The 17,857-nt window shown below is 62.8% G+C and carries 14 protein-coding genes and 2 tRNA genes; 12 read left to right on the top strand and 4 right to left on the bottom strand.

The window, feature by feature from the left end; all coding sequences use genetic code 11:
• Positions 1 to 4: 4 nt before the first annotated feature.
• Together N792_RS13860 and N792_RS11480 are read left to right on the top strand one after the other, a co-directional pair.
• Positions 5 to 3,478, top strand: coding sequence for a PilC/PilY family type IV pilus protein (locus tag N792_RS13860; protein WP_224743858.1), 3,474 nt, complete (start codon positions 5 to 7; stop codon positions 3,476 to 3,478).
• A gap of 1 nt (position 3,479) precedes the next feature.
• Complete coding sequence (locus tag N792_RS11480) at positions 3,480 to 3,953, top strand: type IV pilin protein (protein WP_084105762.1); 474 nt, start codon at positions 3,480 to 3,482, stop codon at positions 3,951 to 3,953.
• A 158-nt stretch (positions 3,954 to 4,111) separates the two neighbouring features.
• Here N792_RS11480 and N792_RS11475 read toward each other — a convergent pair whose 3' ends face one another.
• Together N792_RS11475 and N792_RS11470 are read right to left on the bottom strand one after the other, a co-directional pair.
• Positions 4,112 to 4,927 carry a GSU2403 family nucleotidyltransferase fold protein gene (locus N792_RS11475; protein WP_052104028.1) on the bottom strand — a complete coding sequence of 272 codons (816 nt, stop codon included), beginning with the start codon at positions 4,925 to 4,927 and terminating at the stop codon, positions 4,112 to 4,114.
• Entirely contained in the window at positions 4,924 to 6,057 is a 1,134-nt protein-coding gene (locus tag N792_RS11470) for a hypothetical protein (RefSeq protein WP_052104027.1), read from the bottom strand. Before N792_RS11470 ends, N792_RS11475 begins: the two co-directional genes overlap by 4 nt.
• Positions 6,058 to 6,379: 322 nt before the next feature.
• Between N792_RS11470 and N792_RS11465 the strand changes: the two genes are divergently transcribed.
• Positions 6,380 to 7,582: an ISL3 family transposase gene (locus tag N792_RS11465; protein WP_084105760.1), complete on the top strand. Its 1,203-nt coding sequence runs from the start codon at positions 6,380 to 6,382 to the stop codon at positions 7,580 to 7,582.
• 49 nt (positions 7,583 to 7,631) lie between these two features.
• Here the strand turns inward: N792_RS11465 and N792_RS11460 are convergent.
• Both N792_RS11460 and N792_RS11455 read right to left on the bottom strand, forming a co-directional pair.
• Positions 7,632 to 7,705, bottom strand: a tRNA-Asn gene (locus N792_RS11460).
• Between the two features lie 52 nt (positions 7,706 to 7,757).
• Complete coding sequence (locus N792_RS11455) at positions 7,758 to 8,291, bottom strand: GspH/FimT family pseudopilin (protein ID WP_036195333.1); 534 nt, start codon at positions 8,289 to 8,291, stop codon at positions 7,758 to 7,760.
• A gap of 177 nt (positions 8,292 to 8,468) precedes the next feature.
• On the opposite strand from N792_RS11455, the gene uvrB reads away from it, so the two are divergent.
• The 9 genes from uvrB to pheS all read left to right on the top strand — a co-directional run bounded on the left by uvrB (position 8,469) and on the right by pheS (position 17,773).
• Positions 8,469 to 10,559, top strand: a complete 2,091-nt coding sequence (uvrB, locus tag N792_RS11450; protein ID WP_084105756.1) for an excinuclease ABC subunit UvrB — start codon at positions 8,469 to 8,471, stop codon at positions 10,557 to 10,559.
• A gap of 77 nt (positions 10,560 to 10,636) precedes the next feature.
• Positions 10,637 to 10,711, top strand: a tRNA-Val gene (locus N792_RS11445).
• Between the two features lie 234 nt (positions 10,712 to 10,945).
• The gene (locus tag N792_RS11440; RefSeq protein ID WP_156969401.1) at positions 10,946 to 11,887 is read left to right on the top strand and encodes a hypothetical protein; all 942 of its coding nucleotides are present in this window, start codon (positions 10,946 to 10,948) and stop codon (positions 11,885 to 11,887) included.
• Positions 11,888 to 11,889: 2 nt separating this feature from the next.
• Entirely contained in the window at positions 11,890 to 12,768 is an 879-nt protein-coding gene (locus tag N792_RS11435) for a hypothetical protein (RefSeq protein WP_036195328.1), read from the top strand.
• A 393-nt stretch (positions 12,769 to 13,161) separates the two neighbouring features.
• Entirely contained in the window at positions 13,162 to 15,063 is a 1,902-nt protein-coding gene (gene thrS, locus N792_RS11430) for a threonine--tRNA ligase (protein ID WP_036195324.1), read from the top strand.
• Positions 15,064 to 15,105: 42 nt separating this feature from the next.
• Positions 15,106 to 15,651: a translation initiation factor IF-3 gene (infC, locus tag N792_RS11425; protein WP_084105754.1), complete on the top strand. Its 546-nt coding sequence runs from the start codon at positions 15,106 to 15,108 to the stop codon at positions 15,649 to 15,651.
• A gap of 292 nt (positions 15,652 to 15,943) precedes the next feature.
• Complete coding sequence (gene rpmI, locus N792_RS11420) at positions 15,944 to 16,141, top strand: 50S ribosomal protein L35 (RefSeq protein WP_036195321.1); 198 nt, start codon at positions 15,944 to 15,946, stop codon at positions 16,139 to 16,141.
• 13 nt (positions 16,142 to 16,154) lie between these two features.
• On the top strand, positions 16,155 to 16,514 hold the full coding sequence (gene rplT, locus N792_RS11415; protein ID WP_036195319.1) for a 50S ribosomal protein L20: 360 nt from the start codon (positions 16,155 to 16,157) through the stop codon (positions 16,512 to 16,514).
• A gap of 248 nt (positions 16,515 to 16,762) precedes the next feature.
• A complete protein-coding gene (pheS, locus tag N792_RS11410; protein WP_036195317.1) occupies positions 16,763 to 17,773 on the top strand; it encodes a phenylalanine--tRNA ligase subunit alpha in 1,011 nt (336 codons plus the stop codon).
• The last annotated feature ends 84 nt before the right edge of the window (positions 17,774 to 17,857 follow it).

Raw genomic sequence — 17,857 nt, 5'->3', positions numbered from 1 at the left:
TGACATGAGCAGAAATACCACGAAAGGCCCATCCCCCCGGCAGGGTTTGCTGTCTTTTGCCGTGGCATTTACAACCACGCTGATGGCGTTGCCAAGTCACGCCGCCATTGCCATTCCCGATCTGCCGCTGCAAACCGGCGCGGCTTATCCCGCGCCTAATATTATGTTCATCCTCGACAACTCGGGGTCGATGGAGTACGTCGCTATGCCGGCGGATAGAAGCTCTTTGAGCGACAACCCCAGCCATCGTTCCTATCTTAATAATACGATTTATTATGATCCACGCGTCACGTATAAGCCCTGGGCGACTGCTGTCGCCGGAGAGAGGTTGGTAGGTGGTACGGCAGTCGATAAGGTTTACAGCTCAACGGCTATGACGACAGGCTCGATCGATTTACGCGGAAATAGCGAATCGATATTTTATGTGCCCAAGGCCGGGGTGACCGCCTCCACTAATTCATCAGATTTTGATCGGTACTGGATCAATTCCAGCGGAAAGGTCGTGACTCTGGGGCCTGCGTCCAGCGCGACGCCGTCGGGTTTTCCGAAGTCCGGTTTGTCCGCGAACAAGAATAATTATGTCAGCCACAGTTTCACAGTCCCCGTTTACGCTACGTCAATCATCGTCACGACCAGTGGTGGGAGTGGCGACGCGGATTTGTCTCTGTATGACCCGAGTTCGGTCCAGAGGTGTAATCAGACTAGTAGTGGAAATGATCACACGTGCACAATGTCCAATCCACAACAAGGGGCGTGGGAGATTCGCGTAAATGGCGGAGCGAAATACTCTGGTGTGAAGCTTGCAGTGGAGATCGCAACGGTGCCGGAGGTGGAGCAGACCCCCACAGGGCGCTCGCAAGCCGACGAACTCAAGAACATTGCCACCTGGTATTCCTATCACCGGAGCCGCCTCAAAACCGGTAAAGCCGGCGCCAGTGAGGCGTTCTCCCAACTCGGCTCCAACATGCGCGTCGGGTACGACTCAATATCAAAGAAAAGCAGCGTTTCTTACCCTATACCGGTGGGGACGGCTGGAGGGCTGTTTCAAGGGGCTAATCGCACCAAGTGGTTCCAATTGCTGCACGATCAGAACGCCAGTGGTTGGACACCATTGAGAAGTGCTCTCCGGCGGACGGGCGAATATATAAAAAGTGATGCGGCCTGGGGGCCGGTCGGTGCTGGCGGACAAGCAATAAGCTGTCGGCAGAATTTCGCCATTTTGACCACAGATGGATACTGGAATACTAATGATGATGATAGTAATTTTTCTATCGGTAACGTCGATGGAGTTGATGGTCAGGAATTAGTGTCTGCAGATGGCAAGGCCAAATTCACCTACAAGGCGATCGCGCCTTACACCGACTCAGTGGGCAACACGCTGGCTGATGTCGCAATGTATTACTGGAAGAATGATCTGAGCAGTCTGGCAAACAATGTCCCGACGTCGGCTGCGAATCCAGCCTTCTGGCAGCACATGGTGACTTTCGGGGTTTCCATTGGACTCAAGGGAAACCTTGATCCAGCGGTTGATCTGCCTTCCATAGTTAATGGAACAAAAAATTGGGGGGATCCGGTGTCGCCGAACTCGGAAACCCCTCGCCGAATCGACGATCTCTGGCATGCAGCTGTTAACGGACGGGGGAAGTTTGTCGTAGCGTCGAACTCCGATGAGTTCGCACGGAGCCTTGTCGATGCGTTGGCTACGGTAGCGGCACGTCTGGGCTCCGCATCAAACGTCACAGCCAACAGCACTTCGTTCCAATCGGATACGCGTGTGTATCAGGCGAGTTACGTGTCTGGCAAGTGGACCGGTGAGGTGGCGGCGTATGACGTAAGTTCGGCCGGTGTTTCGGCTACACCCCAGTGGTTGGCATCGAATAAGATTCCCGGCATTCGAAAAATCTTCAGTTGGTACGGAAGCGAAGTTGCTGGCAAGGGAACCTTCGCGGCCGTCGCGCCAACGGCGATTCTGGCGCGAGAAAACGGCCTGGCGGTCGTCACTGGCCCCGATAATCGTGACTATCTTGCCGGATCAAGCGCACTCGAGACCCGCAACGGTGGGAAACTGCGGGATCGTGACACCTTGCTGGGAGATATCGCGAACTCGTCGCCCATGTATGTCAGGGACACTGAAACTCTGTTTGTGGGTGCCAACGATGGCATGCTGCACGCGTTCGACGCCCTCACGGGAGCGGAGCGGTTTGCGTATGTGCCACGCGGTATCAATTGGACGCAACTGGCCAACCTGAGCGACCCGCAATACGGGCATCACTACTTCGTCGACGGCCCGGTTGTGGTGTCGACGAGAGTTCAGACTCCGAATAAGAACTATCTGGTAGGTGCGCTTGGTCGAGGCGGTAAAGGTGTGTTTGGGCTTGATGTAACCGCTCCCGGCAGCTTTGCTAAACAACAGATTCTCTGGGACAACACAGGGGATTACGCCCCGACCAACATGGGCCAGGTGCTCGGTGATCCGTTGGTGGTTACTCTGAACGGTGGCAAGAAGGGCGTAATAGTCAGTAACGGGATAAACAGCAGCACAGGTACCGCCAGCCTATTCATTCTGGATATAGCCGATGGGACGGTTATCAAGGAACTCAATACGGGAGTTACCGGCGATAATGGGCTGTCAGCCCCGCGCGGAGCTGACATTGACGGCAATGGCACCGTGGATTTTGTGTACGCAGGGGATCTCAAGGGCAATCTGTGGAAGTTTGATTTGAATGGTGCGGAAAGTGAGTGGAAAATCGCCAACGGTGGGGCTGCGATGTTCGCGGCGAAGGACTCCGGTGGAAAAGCTCAGCCAATCACTGCTGGGGTTGCACTGGCGCGTAATCCCGCCGATGGAAAGATCTGGGTGCTCTTCGGCACCGGCAGCTTCATGACCACTGCGGACATGACCAATACGGACATCCAGTCGATGTATGGCGTGATCGACGAAGGCATCGTGAGTCGAGGCGATCTGGCCAAGCGCAATATCACCGTGGAAACGACCAAGGACGGCCGCAACGTCCGTGCCTTCGATCCGAACCGTCCCGCGCTGGAGGGCGGCAAGAAGGGCTGGGTCATCGACCTTGACAAGCCCACGGCTGGCGAGCGCATCGTCAGCAATCCGCGAGTCACTGGCACCGTCCTTCTCACGGCAAGCCTGATTCCGCCCACGACCAACACCTGCGATGCCGGCGGTACCGGCTACATCAACGCCGTCGATGTATTCACGGGTACCAGCGTGAAGGACCCGTATTTCGACAGCAACGGCGATGGCCAGTACAACGACGATGACACGGTGAAGGATGAGAACGGCAATGATCTGCCTGTCGGCTCGATCGATCTGGGGGTTGGCATGCCGACCATGCCTACCATCATTGACAAGTTGCTGGTAGTCGGTGGTTCCAAGGGCAATGTGGGCACGGTGCCCGTGAATCCGCAGGGAGGAGCAGCACGCCGACTCTCCTGGCGCGAAGTGATGGGGGACTGATATGGATATCTGTCCCAATCAAGCACGTGCTTTTGGCACCGGCCTGCGGCATCACGGATCGGCCGCGGGCTTCACCCTCATTGAGTTGATGATTACCGTGGCGATCGTCGCGATCCTTGCGGCAATTGCCTACCCCAGCTACCAGAACCACGTCACCAAGACCCGCCGCGCCGCGGCGGCGGCCTGCACGATGGAGGCCGCGCAGTACATGGAACGGTTCTATACCACCAACATGAGTTACGCCACGGACAAAGGGGGTACTGCCGTATCCCTGCCGCAGACCCAATGCGCAACGGATCTGGCCGACCATTACACCGTCAAGCTGTCCGCGGTTGCCGCAGGTTCCTACAAGATCGATGCCGAGCCAGAAGGCGGGCAGAAAGATCGCGACACCAAATGCGCTATCCTTTCGATCGATCAGACAGGCAAGAAGTCTGTTAGTGGTACATCGACAGTGGTAAAGGATTGTTGGTGAGAGTGAATTTCAATCGTGACTGAGATGCAGACAACAAAAAACCGCCATAAATGGCGGTTTTTTGTTGGGCTATCTTGGCGCCTGAAGCTGGACTTGAGCCAGTGACCCTTGATCGACAGTTGACTGTTTCAGCCGCTGGGTAGCCATCCATGTTCCGATCAGCTCCTCCCAGCGAGGATTTCCTCAAGGGCCAGTGCGCAGAATGCCTGCATGCGTCCCGGGTCAAGGGTGCGATCCTGCGGGATGCGCGCGGCTGACCGGAATGTATCGGTAACGGTATGGAAGTGTGTCTGGGTGCATTGCGTGACCGATCTGGCCTGGCGTGGAGTCAAGGTTGGTTGCAGGTGCTGAAGCCACAACGCGTTCAAGGCGGGGAAGCGGGCGCCGAACAGCGCGAATGTGTCGTGGATGTAGAGCACGTCCTGCGCACGTTTGTGGGGTGGCCGGTCCTCGTGGATCAACAGCTTCTGGACGATGAAGGCAACGGGATTGGCCACCTTCAGGTGGGCCGGGCGGGCGAAGTCCTGATCAGGGCCAACCGTGACCTGCCATGGCTGGATCAGCAGCAGTTCCAGGTGCCGGAGCTTCTGCGCGGTGATGCCGGCGGCCTTTGTGGTCGCATCCATCGCACCATTGCGCCGGAGGCCGCTACCGTGCAATGGCGTCAGGAACTCGGCGTAAAAGCCGGCGTTTTCGTCGCCCAGTGTGTACTGCGATACGGGTGGCCGGTGTCGACCGGACAGTTGTTCGCGGAATCCGGCGTCCAGTAATGCCGTGCGGATATTTCCTTCCAGCCGGGCACCATCGGCAAACGCCACATCGGCGTCGCGGGTCAACAGCGGCCGGTGATTTGGTTGCTCGGCCAAATGATGGTGGCGGTAGAGCCGGTGCGCCCATCCGCCGATGAACACCAGATCCTCTTGCCAAGGGGACAAGGCACCGACCAGTTTCGCAAAGGCGTCGAGGTCGCTCATGAGGCCTCCCCGATCACGTCACGCAGGACGGTACGGCCCAGGAAGTCCGCTTGCTCCGGCCCACGTGATGGATGTGCGACAACATCCAGCCAGACCTGCAGGACGTCAGTCACCATCATTCCGTCCACATTCACTGCACCGCGCAGGATCGACTGCGGCATGGCAGCTTGGCGGAGGATGAGGTCGGCGGACTCGCCCGGCCGGGCGGGTATGAGTTCCCGCCAGAGATCCTGTTCCGAGCGCGGTAGCTTGCGCACATAGACATAGGGCGGGACGCCGGAGACATGGCCCACGCCGAGTGCATCGGCGGCGGCGAACAGTCCCAGGCATGCCTGGTGACGCGAGACAGCCTTGTATAGTTGAGCCTGGCTTGCGCCAGGGTTCAAAAAGCACATGCGCATTTCCGGTGAGGAGCGCAGCGCGGCGGATTGCCAGCGGCGGAACAGCTCCGTGCGTCGCACCAGTTGCAGGGGCGCAGCGACATCGTCGAGAAAGCCTTCCTCGCGCATGCGATTGACGAAGCGGGATGCGGTCATCACGGACACTCCGGCCGCTTCTGCCAATTGGGAGGCGTGTTCGTAGCGCGCACGCGGTGCGGCCAGCAGGTGTTCTGGAATCCCCGGTGCCAGCAACACCTTCAACATCCACTGGTTGAGGTCGGAGAACAGGTCGGAGGCTTTGTGCGGCACCGCGATCGCCTGCTTGCGCGTGCGTGCGGGCGCCACATTGAGGGATGCGAGGCCCGGGCCGATGAAGTGCCGGGTGCCGTCGTTGGCGATCACGCCGATGGCCACGCCAGGCGCAAAGCGGCTTGAGAACGCCTGCACCTTGTCCAGCAGGGGCCGTTCTGCGTTGCCGACGTGGACGATGGCCAAGGGCCGGACGCCGCGGCTGTCCCGGGCATGGGCCTGTGCCTGCAGGATGGCTTGGGCAAGGAGTGGGATGACCCGGTCCGCACGCCCTTCGGAGATCGTCTTGATCTCCACGGCGTACTTAAGAGATCCCTTGGAGACCACCAGGTCAGGTGGCATGGTGACCCCGTCCGGCTGATGGACGACATCCCAGCTATCCGAGCTGAACAGAGCGGCGATCACATCCGGGGCGATGGCTTCGGCGGAATCGGACTTCATTGGAGGCTCCAACTTGGCCGCGATAAGTAACGTGGCCGTGATAAATCACATGGCCAAGATATGTCGTCGCGACCGAAGGTGCAAGCCAGCCCCCGGATCTGCGCATATATCCGAGATAAGGCCCGGGATTTCCCGGCGTGAAGGGAGTTATGGGAGGCGGCTCCTGTATTCGCCTGAGCGGCGAGATGTTGGACAGGCGGCGGAATTCTGGACAAATAAAAAAGGTTCTTCGCGGAAGTCCGGGGAGCCCAGACAAAAAGGAACGGTGGATCGGTGAAGATGTTTGTGCGAGCAAACGTCCGAACCGAGAGCCACCGTTCCCATGTCAGATGGTAAAGCCTGCCTCCCGTTCTGGGAGGGATTTCACATGGTCGACCTGCAGGTCGGTGCCGATACGGTTCACATCACGCTGGAGCCAGACCCGGCCAGCCGCCTGAGCTGTGGCAGCTGCGAACGGGGCGACCTGCCTGTTCACGAGTTCTGTCGGCGCCGCATCCGTGACCTGCCGATGCTGGGCAAGGCGGTGTTGCTGCAGGTGACGTTGCGTCGCGTCGCCTGCCCGGACTGCGGCGCGCGGATGGAAGCGGTGCCCTGGCTGGAGCGCCATGCACGCCTGACACGACGCTTGGCCGACGCGGCATCAACCCTGTGCGCGCGGATGGCCACGGCCCACGTGGCGGCACTGTTCGGTCTGCACTGGAGCACTGTGCGCACCCTCGACCAGCGCCGCCTGACGAGGACGATCGAGGCCTTGCCGGAAGCGATGCCCCGACGGTTGGCGATGGACGAGTTCGCGCTCTACAAGGGGCATCGCTACGCCAGCGTGGTGCTCGATGCCGACACCCGGCGGGTGCTGTGGATCGGCGAAGGCCGCAGTCGAGCCGCGATCCGGCCGTTCTTCCAGGCCTTGGGCGAGGCGGGCTGTGCCCGGATCGAGGCGGTGGCGATGGACATGAACACCGCCTTCGATCTCGAGGTCCGTCAGCACTGTCCGAATGCGCGGGTGATCTACGACCTGTTCCACGTCATCGCCAAGTACGGGCGTGAGGTCATCAGCCGGGTGCGCGTGGACGCGGCCAACCGGCTGCACCATGACAAACCCGCCCGCCGGGTGGTCAAGCGATCCCACTGGTTGCTGCTGCGCAACCCGGCGAGCCTGAAGGATCACGAGCGGGTGCGGCTGGACGACGTCCTGCAAGCCAACCAGTCACTGCTGGCGGTGTACGTGATGAAGGAGCAGCTGAAGGCGCTGTGGAGTGCGCCCACGGCGCGCGCGTGGCGTGCCGCGTGGAAACAGTGGCTCGCCCATGCCCAGGAAAGCGGGATCCCCGCGCTGATGCACTTTGCCAAGTGCCTGCGCCCCTACTGGCGCGGCATCGTCAGCCGCGTGCGTTGGCCGATGCACACCGGCCAGCTCGAGGGCATCAACAACAAGATCAAGGTCATCAAGCGCATGGCCTACGGCTACCGCGACAGCGCCTACTTTTTCTTGAAGATCAAAGCTGCCTTTCCCGGTAATCCGTGAAGAACCATAAAAAAGGCCGCGATTGCTCGCGGCCCTTGAAATGTTTTTGCGCCCGAAGCTGGACTCGAACCAGCGACCCCCTGATTAACAGTCAAGTGCTCTAACCAGCTGAGCTATTCGGGCGGGGACGGGCATTGTAAGCGACAGCGCCGTGGGGTCAAGCCTTTCGCTGCGTTCAAGGTGCGAAGGGGCACGGTATGCCGTCGTGGCGTTCGCTGCGAGGCCGGCCGGCGTTGTTGACGATCACGCTGCCCAGGTGGGTGCGGTCGCGTGTCGAGCACAGCCGGACGCTGAGGTTGCTGCCGTAGGCCATGCCGCTGGGATGGAAGCGCACGAGCGTACGGCCCGCGGTGCTGCGCAATGCCAGGCGGGGGCCGACGCGGTCGAACCGGTGCAGTACGGCGTCGACCGAGGCGGGTTGCTTCGCGCGAGCGGGATCGGCGAACACGATCCAGCCGTCATCCCATACCGAGTCGCCGCGGCAATGCCGGCCGTCGCGGCTGGGACAGACGCTGACCGGCGCGTTGCTCTTGACCGCGGACAGGCGAGCAAGGGCGAGCGAGGTGGTGAGCAGGTGGAAGGCGGTGGTGGTGCGGGTGCTTTGCTGGAGGCGCTGGAACGACGGCACGCCGATGCCCAGCAACACCGCCATCACTGCCAGCGTCACCATCAACTCGATCAGGGTAAAACCACGGGCTTCCTGCCTCATGACATCGACTCCGTTCGTGGACTGCGGGATCACGGCGCAGCATCGCGCCGGCTCCGCTGAACGGTCATCCGCGTTTCGGCCAGTCGCGGGGTAGGGTTTTGCCGCGTCGGCCCTCATCACAGGGAGGCCTACACTTGCGGGTTCAGTACCGATGCCTCGACGCGGCACCTCTACACGATGAATGACGAAAGCCAGATTCCTGCATCAACGACGGATGCGCTCCCCGGCGACCGGTTCCCCGGTGCGCGCCAGCGAGAGGGCGTGTTCGAACTGGTCTCGCCGTACTCGCCGGCGGGCGATCAGCCGCAGGCGATCGAGAAGCTGGTGGCCGGTTTCGAGGCCGGCCTGGCGCACCAGACGCTGCTGGGCGTGACCGGATCGGGCAAGACCTACACGATCGCCAACGTGATCCAGCAGGTGCAGAAGCCGACCCTGGTGATGGCGCCCAACAAGACCCTGGCGGCGCAGTTGTACGGCGAGTTCAAGGCGTTCTTCCCGCACAACGCGGTCGAGTATTTCGTCAGCTACTACGACTACTACCAGCCCGAGGCCTACGTGGCGTCGTCGGACACCTTCATCGAGAAGGACAGCTCGGTGAACGAGCACATCGAGCAGATGCGGCTGTCGGCGACCAAGGCGCTGCTGGAGCGGCGCGACACGATCATCGTGTGCACGGTGTCGGCGATCTACGGGCTGGGCGATCCGAACGAGTACTTCCGGATGGTGCTGCACATGGTGCGCGGCGAGCGCATCAACCAGCGCGAGCTGATCCGCCGCCTGACTGAAATGCAGTACGTGCGCAACGACACCGAGCTGCGGCGCGGCACCTACCGCGTGCGCGGCGAGGTGATCGACGTGCACCCGGCGGAGTCGGAAATGGAGGCGGTGCGGATCGAGCTGTTCGATGGCGAGATCGAGAACGTCACCGCGTTCGACCCGCTCACCGGCGAGACCCTGCGCAAGCTGCAGCGCTACACGATCTACCCCAAGTCGCACTACGTCACCACGCGGCGCACGGTGCTGGACGCGGTGGATGCGATCAAGGACGAGCTCAAGATCCGGCTGGAGCAGCTGTACGCGCAGAACAAGCTGGTGGAGGCGCAGCGGCTCGCCCAGCGCACCCAGTTCGACCTGGAGATGCTGGCCGAAGTCGGCTACTGCAACGGCGTGGAGAACTACTCCCGCCACCTGACCGGCCACATGCCCGGCGAGCCGCCGCCGTGCCTGTTCGACTACCTGCCGCCGGACGCGCTGCTGGTGCTGGACGAATCGCACGTGACGGTTCCGCAGATCGGCGCGATGTACAAGGGCGACCGCTCGCGCAAGGAGACCCTGGTCGAGTTCGGCTTCCGCCTGCCATCGGCGCTGGACAACCGACCGTTGCGGTTCGAGGAGTGGGAAGGGCGCTCGCCGCGGTCGATCTTTGTCTCGGCCACGCCGCGCGATTACGAGCTGGAAAAGTCCGAAGGCCAGGTGGTCGAACTGGTGGTGCGCCCGACCGGCCTGATCGACCCGGAGGTCGAGATCCGCCCGGTCGCGACCCAGGTCGATGACGTGATGGGCGAGATCACCAAGCGCGTGGCGATGGGCGACCGGGTGCTGATCACCACCCTGACCAAGCGCATGTCCGAGAACCTGACCGAATACCTCGCCGAACACGGCGTGCGGGTGCGCTACCTGCACTCGGACATCGACACGGTCGAGCGGGTGGAGATCATCCGCGACCTGCGGCTGGGCAAGTTCGACGTGCTGGTCGGCATCAACCTGCTGCGCGAGGGACTGGACATGCCGGAGGTGTCGCTGGTGGCGATCCTCGATGCGGACAAGGAAGGCTTCCTGCGTTCTACCGGCTCGCTGATCCAGACCATTGGGCGGGCGGCCCGCAACGTGCGCGGCAAGGCGATCCTGTATGCCGACAAGGTCACCAACTCGATGCAGCGCGCGATCGAGGAAACCGACCGCCGCCGTGCCAAGCAGGTCGAGTACAACGCCGAGCACGGCATCACCCCGGTGTCCGTAGTGCGCGACGTGGTCGACATCATGGAAGGCGCGCGGGTCGACCCGGACGCGCTCAAGGGCCGCAACCGCGCCCGCCAGGTGGCCGAGGAGATGGCCGAATACGCCGCGCTCAGTCCCTCGCAGCTGTCGGCACGGATCAAGAAGCTGGAGCAGAAGATGTACCAGCACGCCCGCGACCTGGAGTTCGAGCAGGCCGCGGCTGCGCGCGATCAGCTGCATCGGCTGAAAGAACAGGGGTTTGGCGCGTAGCCGACGAAACCTGTTGCCCACCACCGCGAGCCGGGCTAAACTGCGCGGCCTCGCCGGCTTCACACGAGTCGGCGAATGGGCGGTTAGCTCAGTGGTAGAGCACTACCTTGACATGGTAGGGGTCGGGGGTTCGAAACCCTCACCGCCCACCACATGCAAACGAAAACGGCGGGCCTTTCACAAGGCTCGCCGTTTTTTCGTTGTGGCATTCGGTGTCGGATAACGGATCGATTGCCTCGCCTGCTGGATCGGATATTACCTGCAGGATCTATTTTTACTTGCATGATAGTTTTCTACATGCAGAATATATCCCAGGCTCCGATGTGAGGTGCATCATGTCCAGACAGGCAAAGCCGAAAACCACAAACACCCGTGTATTGAAAGGCTTGCGCAGCACTCGCGATCTGCGCGCCGAAGTGCTGGAGCTGGCAGTCTCCGCCTTGACCCATCCCGGGCCGGCGCAATTGGACGTGGTGGCTCCGGTGATCAGTCCGGAAACGGTGCGGGCGGAGTGGAATCGGGTGTTGCCGGTCTTGGCGCCTGCCGTGCGCGGTCGCCTGAAACTCGTTATCGAAACGGAGCGGGAGCGGGGCGCCGGATTGCTGGTGCCGCTGGGTCGCCCGAACTATCGCCATGAAGTGTTGCGGCTGTTGATCGGCGCCAGCCTCGACGGCACCGCACTGCCGCAAGCGGCGGGGGAAATCGCCCCGGTCAGCGGCAGCCAGCCCGGACTGATCAAGGCGATTGGCGCATCCCAGACGCCGATACGCAAGGCGCTGGCGGCGTTGCGGGATGCGGGCATCATCGAGAGCCTGCGTCGACTCGACCTGTCTCCAGAGGAACTTTCGCTGGAGACCCTCGGCCGGGTCGGCGCGTTGCCGCAGACGCTCCGGTTCCGGTTCGAGCGTGGCGCGCAGATCAGGTCGCCAGCCGCGTTGCTGGCGCGTGCGCAGGCGCTGTTGCAGGCCGACGCGCCGCCCGACTGGGGCGTGCTGTCGTTGTCGGGCACGCCCGTCGCGCAGCGCGACGTGCCGGGACTGGACCTGATCGGAACGCCACGTCTGGATCTGGTCGCCCAGGTCGGCCGGCAATGCGATGCCTTCGATGCGGACCTGGTGCGACTGCTCGACGACGGTCTCGAACTGGAACCCAACGTCCTTGCTCCGGCACCGGTGGTGGTCACGGTGGTCCGCGCCGATGCATCGTTCACGCGGCAGACGACGCCGGACGGCACGCGATGCGCCTACCCGATGGACGTGTTGCTGGCCTTGCTCGACCTGGGGCTGCGCGGGCAGGCCATCCATTACGCCCGGGCGCTGCGGCAGTGAGCATGCCGATGCTCGAGCTGGATGCCGATGGCCTGCTGCGGCGCGTGGCGGAGCGCATACCGGCCGAGTTGCGACCCAACATCGTGGTCATCGGCAGCATCGCCACCGCATGGGCGTTCCGCGACGTGGCCCACACGGCGATGGTGGCGACCAAGGATATCGACCTCCTGCTGCGGCCTTCGGTCAGTGCGGTGACCACCGCCGAAGCCCTGGGAAAGCAGTTGCTGGCGGAAGGTTGGCAGCCCCGGTTTCCGGATGGCATGGCGCCGGGCACGCCCTCGACGCCGACCGATGACCTGCCTGCGCTGCGGGTGGCACCGCCGGGCGGCGAGGGCGGCTGGTTCGTCGAGTTGCTCTGCGAGCCGTCGCAGGACCAGATCGCGCGCAAGCAGTGGCATCGCTTCACGACCCCGCAAGGCGATTTCGGGCTGCCTAGCTTCCGCTACATGCCGGTGGCGATCCATGCGGCGCCGGAGTCGCCACAGGGCCTGCGGATCGCGCTGCCGGCCAACATGGCGCTGGCCCACCTGCTTGAACACGCCGAGCCGGACCGCACCCCGATTGCCAGCCTGCCGGGCAACCCACCGCGTTTCGTCAAGGATGTCGGACGCGCGGTGGCACTGTGGTGGCTGGCCGGCCAGCAGTCGCCGATGGCTTCGCGGGACTGGTCAGCGCAATGGAACGACGCCCTCCAGGCCCTGTTTCCCCGGGCGGTCGCGCAACAGAAGGCGCAGGCCAGGGCCGGCCTGTCCGCGTTGACCGGCTACCTGCGCGAAGCCCATGCCATCGCGGTCAACAGCGTGCTGGCGCCGCACGGCACCACGTTGCAAGCTTTCGAACGCGCGCATCGCAGCCTGATGGCATTGGCCGATGCGTCGTGAATTTGTTCCTCCAGCCGGCAGGTGCCTGTCGAACGTTTCGCCTGGCGTTCCGTGACCGGACATTGACTTGGCATGGCCCGTCCCCAATATTAGGCAGTCCCGCGGCGCCTTGCGTGCCGCTTTACCACGACCATCCAGGTGACCCGCGCCAACGCGCCGGCCGAGTGTGTGACATGAGCACTACCACCTTCCGCCGTTGAACCGCCCGAGGCTTCCGCTCTGCGCAGGCGCCCTCGTGGCGCTTTTTTGTTTGCCCGCGCCTCTTCCAGCCTTGTCCGATTGGACTCCCTGCGGTTGTAGGAGCGGCTTCAGCCGCGATCGGATATCCGGTTGCTCGTCCGGTTCCAGATCGCGGCTGAAGCCGCTCCTACAAAAGCCCGAACACCAGACCCCATGATCACAATTACCCTTCCCGACGGCAGCCGCCGCGAGTTCGACCACCCCGTCAGCGTTGCCGAGATCGCGCTCTCGATCGGTCCCGGCCTGGCCAAGGCCGCGCTGGCCGGCAAGGTCGATGGCGAGCTGGTCGACACCGGCTTTCGCATCGACCGCGACGCCGCGCTGGAGATCGTCACCGACAAACACCCCGATGCGCTGGAGGTGGTGCGCCACTCCACCGCGCACCTGCTGGCGCAGGCCGTGCAGCGTCTGTTCCCGGGCGCGCAGGTCACCATCGGCCCGGTGATCGACAACGGCTTCTATTACGACTTCGCCTACGAGCGGCCGTTTACGCCCGAGGACCTGCCGGCGATCGAAGCGGAAATGCAGAAGATCGCCAGGGAAGCGCTGCCGGTCAGCCGCAGCGTGAAGCCGCGTCACGAGGCGATCGCGTTCTTCAATGGCATGGGCGAGCACTACAAGGCCGAGATCATCGCCTCGATCCCGGACGGAGAGGACCTGTCGCTGTACACCCAGGGCGAGTTCACCGACCTGTGCCGCGGCCCCCACGTACCGGCCACCGACAAGCTGCGCAGCTTCAAGCTGATGAAGGTCGCCGGCGCATATTGGCGCGGCGACCACAACAACCAGATGCTCAGCCGCATCTACGGCACCGCCTGGCTCAACGACAAGGACCTGAAGGCGTATCTGTTGCAGCTGGAGGAGGCCGAGAAGCGCGACCACCGCAAGATCGCGCGGCAGCAGGACCTGTTCCACATGCAGGAAGAGGCGCCGGGGCTGGTGTTCTGGCATCCGAAGGGCTGGGCGATCTGGCAGGCGGTCGAGCAGTACATGCGCAAGGTCTACCGCAACAGCGGCTACGACGAGGTGCGCTGCCCGCAGATCCTCGACGTGTCGCTGTGGCAGAAGTCCGGCCACTGGGACAACTACCAGGAAAACATGTTCTTCACCGAGTCGGAAAAGCGCACCTACGCGCTCAAGCCGATGAACTGCCCGGGCCACGTGCAGGTGTTCAACCACGGCCTGCACAGCTACCGCGACCTGCCGATTCGCTATGGCGAGTTCGGCGCCTGCCACCGCAACGAGCCGTCCGGCGCGCTGCACGGCATCCTGCGCGTGCGCGGCTTCACCCAGGACGACGGCCACGTGTTCTGCACCGAGGCGCAGATCGAATCGGAGGTCACCGCGTTCCACCAGCAGGCGATGCAGGTGTATGCGGACTTCGGCTTCACCGACGTGCAGGTCAAGCTGGCCTTGCGTCCGGAACCGCGACTGGGCGACGACGCGACCTGGGACAAGGCCGAGGAGGCGCTGCGGTCGGCGTTGCGCGCCGCGGGCGTGGAGTGGGAAGAGCTGCCCGGCGAGGGCGCGTTCTACGGTCCCAAGATCGAGTACCACCTGCGCGATGCGATCGGTCGCACCTGGCAGCTTGGAACGATGCAGGTCGATTTCATGATGCCCGGCCGGCTTGGAGCGGAGTACGTCGACGAGGCCAGCCAGCGCCGTCATCCCGTCATGCTGCACCGTGCCATCGTCGGCTCGATGGAGCGCTTCATCGGGATCCTGATCGAGCATCATGCGGGCCAGTTCCCCACCTGGCTGGCGCCGGTACAGGCGGTGGTGGTGAACATCACCGATGCGCAGGCAGATTACGTCGTGGAGGTCGGTAAATCCCTTTCAAATCAAGGCTTCCGGGTCGAAAATGATTTGCGCAACGAGAAAATCGGCCGTAAGATCCGCGAGCACACGCTCCAGCGCGTGCCGTACCTGCTGGTGGTCGGAGACCGCGAGAAGGAGGACGGCCTGGTCGCGGTGCGTACGCGCGGAGGGGAGGATCTCGGGTCGATGACCGTCGCCGGGTTCGCCGAGCGTTTACGTAGTGAAGACGTTCACTGACGTCGCGTAGTTCATACTGTCCAGCCGCGCCTGCGGCTGGCTTTGACCCATACCGGAGATTGCAACATCAGTACCCCCGACAAGCGGAACCGCAAGAATCAGGAAATCCGCGTACCCAAGGTGCGCGTGATCGGCAGCGATGGCGAAATGGTCGGCGTGCTCTCGCGCGACGAGGCCCTTGAGCTTGCGCAGGAAGAAGGACTCGACCTGGTCGAAATCCAGCCCCACGGCGATCCGCCGGTCTGCCGCATCATGGATTTCGGCAAGTACATCTTCGACCTGCAGAAAAAGGCCAATGCGGCCAAGAAGAAGCAGAAGCAGGTCGAGATCAAGGAAATCAAGTTCCGCCCGGTCACCGATGAAGGCGACTACCAGATCAAGCTGCGCAACATGCGCCGCTTCCTGGAAGAGGGCGACAAGATCAAGGTCAACATCCGCTTCCGCGGGCGCGAAATGCGTCACCAGGAGCTGGGTCGCCAGATGGCCGACCGGATCGAGCTGGATCTTGGCGAGGACATCGTCATCGAATCGCGTCCGCGCCTTGAAGGCCGGCAGATGGTGATGATGATCGCGCCCAAGAAGAAGTAACCGTCGTACGCGGATCTGCGCTGCAGGGCGGCAACGCCCTGGTTTTGCCGCGGGCGCCCGATGGGTGATCCGCGCAGGCGGGCGGCGGGCCAAGCTGCGATGAAAAGCATTGCAACCCCGGCAGGGCGTCGGCATAATGGCGGGCCCGGTTCGCCGGGTGTGTTGTTTGAGAGCCAGGACCTGTTGCTGATCCTTTCCGGATCAATGACTTATCAACCGGCACGGGCAGGACGGAAAGTGTGGCCATGCCACCGCCCATGTCAGTGACAAAAACCCCGAAAGGACCTTCGCAATGCCCAAGATCAAGACCCACCGTGGAGCGGCCAAGCGTTTTCGCAAGACCGCTTCCGGCAAGTTCAAGTGCGGCCACGCAAACCGTAGCCATATCCTCACCAAGAAGGCGACCAAGCGGAAGCGCAACCTGCGGCAGACGAACCACGTCCGCGCAGAAGACGCTGGACGTATCAATCGCATGCTGCCGTACGCCTGAGGAGAACTGAGAAATGGCACGAGTCAAACGTGGTGTACAGGCGCGTCGGCGCCACAAGAACATCCTGAAGCAGGCCAAGGGCTACTACCACGCCCGCCGCAAGGTCTATCGCGTCGCCTACCAGGCGGTCACGAAGGCCATGCAGTACGCCTACATCGGCCGCAAGCAGAAGAAGCGCAATTTCCGTTCGCTGTGGATCACCCGCATCAACGCGGCGGCCCGCATCAACGGCATGAGCTACAGCCGCTTCATGAACGGCCTGATGAAGGCCGGCATCACCCTGGATCGCAAGGTGCTGGCGGATATCGCCGTGCACGACGCCAAGGGTTTTGCCGCGCTGACCGAGAAAGCCAAGAGCGCACTCGCAGCGTAAGGTGTCCATCGTCTGCGCGCAGGGTCGATCCCGGCGGGCGACGGTCAGGCAACGAAGTACACGCATGGGGAAGGGCGCAAGTCCTTCCCCATGTTTCGTTTTGGGCCGGGATTTCTGTAGGAGCGGGTTCAGCCGCGACCGGACGTCTCAATCGACGATCCGATTCCACGAGCGCGGCTGAAGCCGCTCCTACAACGGCAGGATCATCCAGAAGGCCCGGTCATCGCAGCTGTGGCAGGAACTTGCGCATGAGTGACATCGAAACACTGAGCAAACAGGCAATGGCCGACATCGCCGCCGCCGATTCGCCCGACGCGATCGAGGCGTTGCGGGTGGCCCTGCTGGGCAAGTCCGGCAGCGTCACCGCCCAGCTGAAGCAATTGGGAGCCCTGCCGGGCGACCAGCGCAAGGCCGCCGGCGAGGCGATCAACAAGGCGCGCGACACGCTTTCCGCCGCGTTGGCCGAGCGCAAGGCCTCCCTCGACGAGGCGGCCCTGGACGCCCGTCTGGCGGCGGAAACCATCGATGTGACCCTGCCGGGCATCAATGCCTCCCGTGGCGGCCTGCATCCGGTCAGCCGCACCCTGGAGCGCATCACCGACATCTTCGGCCGGCTGGGTTTCGAACTCGCCGACGGTCCGGAGATCGAGGACGACTGGCACAACTTCGAGGCGCTGAATTTCCCGCCGCACCACCCGGCGCGGGCGATGCACGACACCTTCTATTTCGGTGACGGTCGCCTGCTGCGCACGCATACCTCCGGCGTGCAGGTGCGCTACATGGAAGACCTCATCGCGCGCGGAGGCCAGCCGCCGCTGCGCATGATCGCCGCGGGCAAGGTCTACCGCAGCGACAGCGACCAGACCCACACCCCGATGTTCCACCAGGTCGAAGGCTTGCTGGTGGACGAGAACGCCAGTTTTGCCGACCTGAAGGGCACGCTGACCGAGTTCGTGCGCGCATTTTTCGAACGCGATTTCGAGATGCGCTTCCGTCCCAGCTATTTCCCGTTCACCGAGCCGTCGGCCGAGGTCGACATCGCCTGGCAGCAGCCCGATGGCAGCATGCGCTGGCTGGAGGTTCTGGGCTGCGGGATGGTGCATCCCAACGTGTTGCGCAACATCGGCATCGACCCGGAAAAGTACACCGGTTATGCGTTCGGCCTGGGGGTCGAGCGCTTTGCGATGCTGCGTTACGGGGTCGAGGATCTGCGCAGTTTCTTCGAGAACGACGTACGGTTCCTGCGGCAGTTTGCCTGAGTTTTGCTTGTGCGCGGATCGCGTGAATCGGGCGAACCAGCTCACGATTTAGCGCCGTCGCCTGTTTGCCTGCGCGTTCGCGGT

This window comes from Lysobacter concretionis Ko07 = DSM 16239 (assembly GCF_000768345.1).
Taxonomy (GTDB): domain Bacteria; phylum Pseudomonadota; class Gammaproteobacteria; order Xanthomonadales; family Xanthomonadaceae; genus Novilysobacter; species Novilysobacter concretionis.
Note: the sequence above shows the minus strand (reverse complement) of the source record. Positions and strands in the feature narration are given on the sequence as shown.

Bases quoted from the DNA above. Each gene is read 5' to 3' on its own strand.
- thrS (WP_036195324.1), top strand. From the start codon at position 13,162: ATGATCACAATTACCCTTCCCGACGGCAGCCGCCGCGAGTTCGACCAC.
- N792_RS11480 (WP_084105762.1), top strand. From the start codon at position 3,480: ATGGATATCTGTCCCAATCAAGCACGTGCTTTTGGCACCGGCCTGCGG.
- N792_RS11465 (WP_084105760.1), top strand. From the start codon at position 6,380: ATGTCAGATGGTAAAGCCTGCCTCCCGTTCTGGGAGGGATTTCACATG.
- pheS (WP_036195317.1), top strand. From the start codon at position 16,763: ATGAGTGACATCGAAACACTGAGCAAACAGGCAATGGCCGACATCGCC.
- rpmI (WP_036195321.1), top strand. From the start codon at position 15,944: ATGCCCAAGATCAAGACCCACCGTGGAGCGGCCAAGCGTTTTCGCAAG.
- N792_RS11475 (WP_052104028.1), bottom strand. From the start codon at position 4,927: ATGAGCGACCTCGACGCCTTTGCGAAACTGGTCGGTGCCTTGTCCCCT.
- rplT (WP_036195319.1), top strand. From the start codon at position 16,155: ATGGCACGAGTCAAACGTGGTGTACAGGCGCGTCGGCGCCACAAGAAC.
- N792_RS11455 (WP_036195333.1), bottom strand. From the start codon at position 8,291: ATGAGGCAGGAAGCCCGTGGTTTTACCCTGATCGAGTTGATGGTGACG.
- N792_RS11470 (WP_052104027.1), bottom strand. From the start codon at position 6,057: ATGAAGTCCGATTCCGCCGAAGCCATCGCCCCGGATGTGATCGCCGCT.
- N792_RS11435 (WP_036195328.1), top strand. From the start codon at position 11,890: ATGCCGATGCTCGAGCTGGATGCCGATGGCCTGCTGCGGCGCGTGGCG.
- N792_RS13860 (WP_224743858.1), top strand. From the start codon at position 5: ATGAGCAGAAATACCACGAAAGGCCCATCCCCCCGGCAGGGTTTGCTG.
- uvrB (WP_084105756.1), top strand. From the start codon at position 8,469: ATGAATGACGAAAGCCAGATTCCTGCATCAACGACGGATGCGCTCCCC.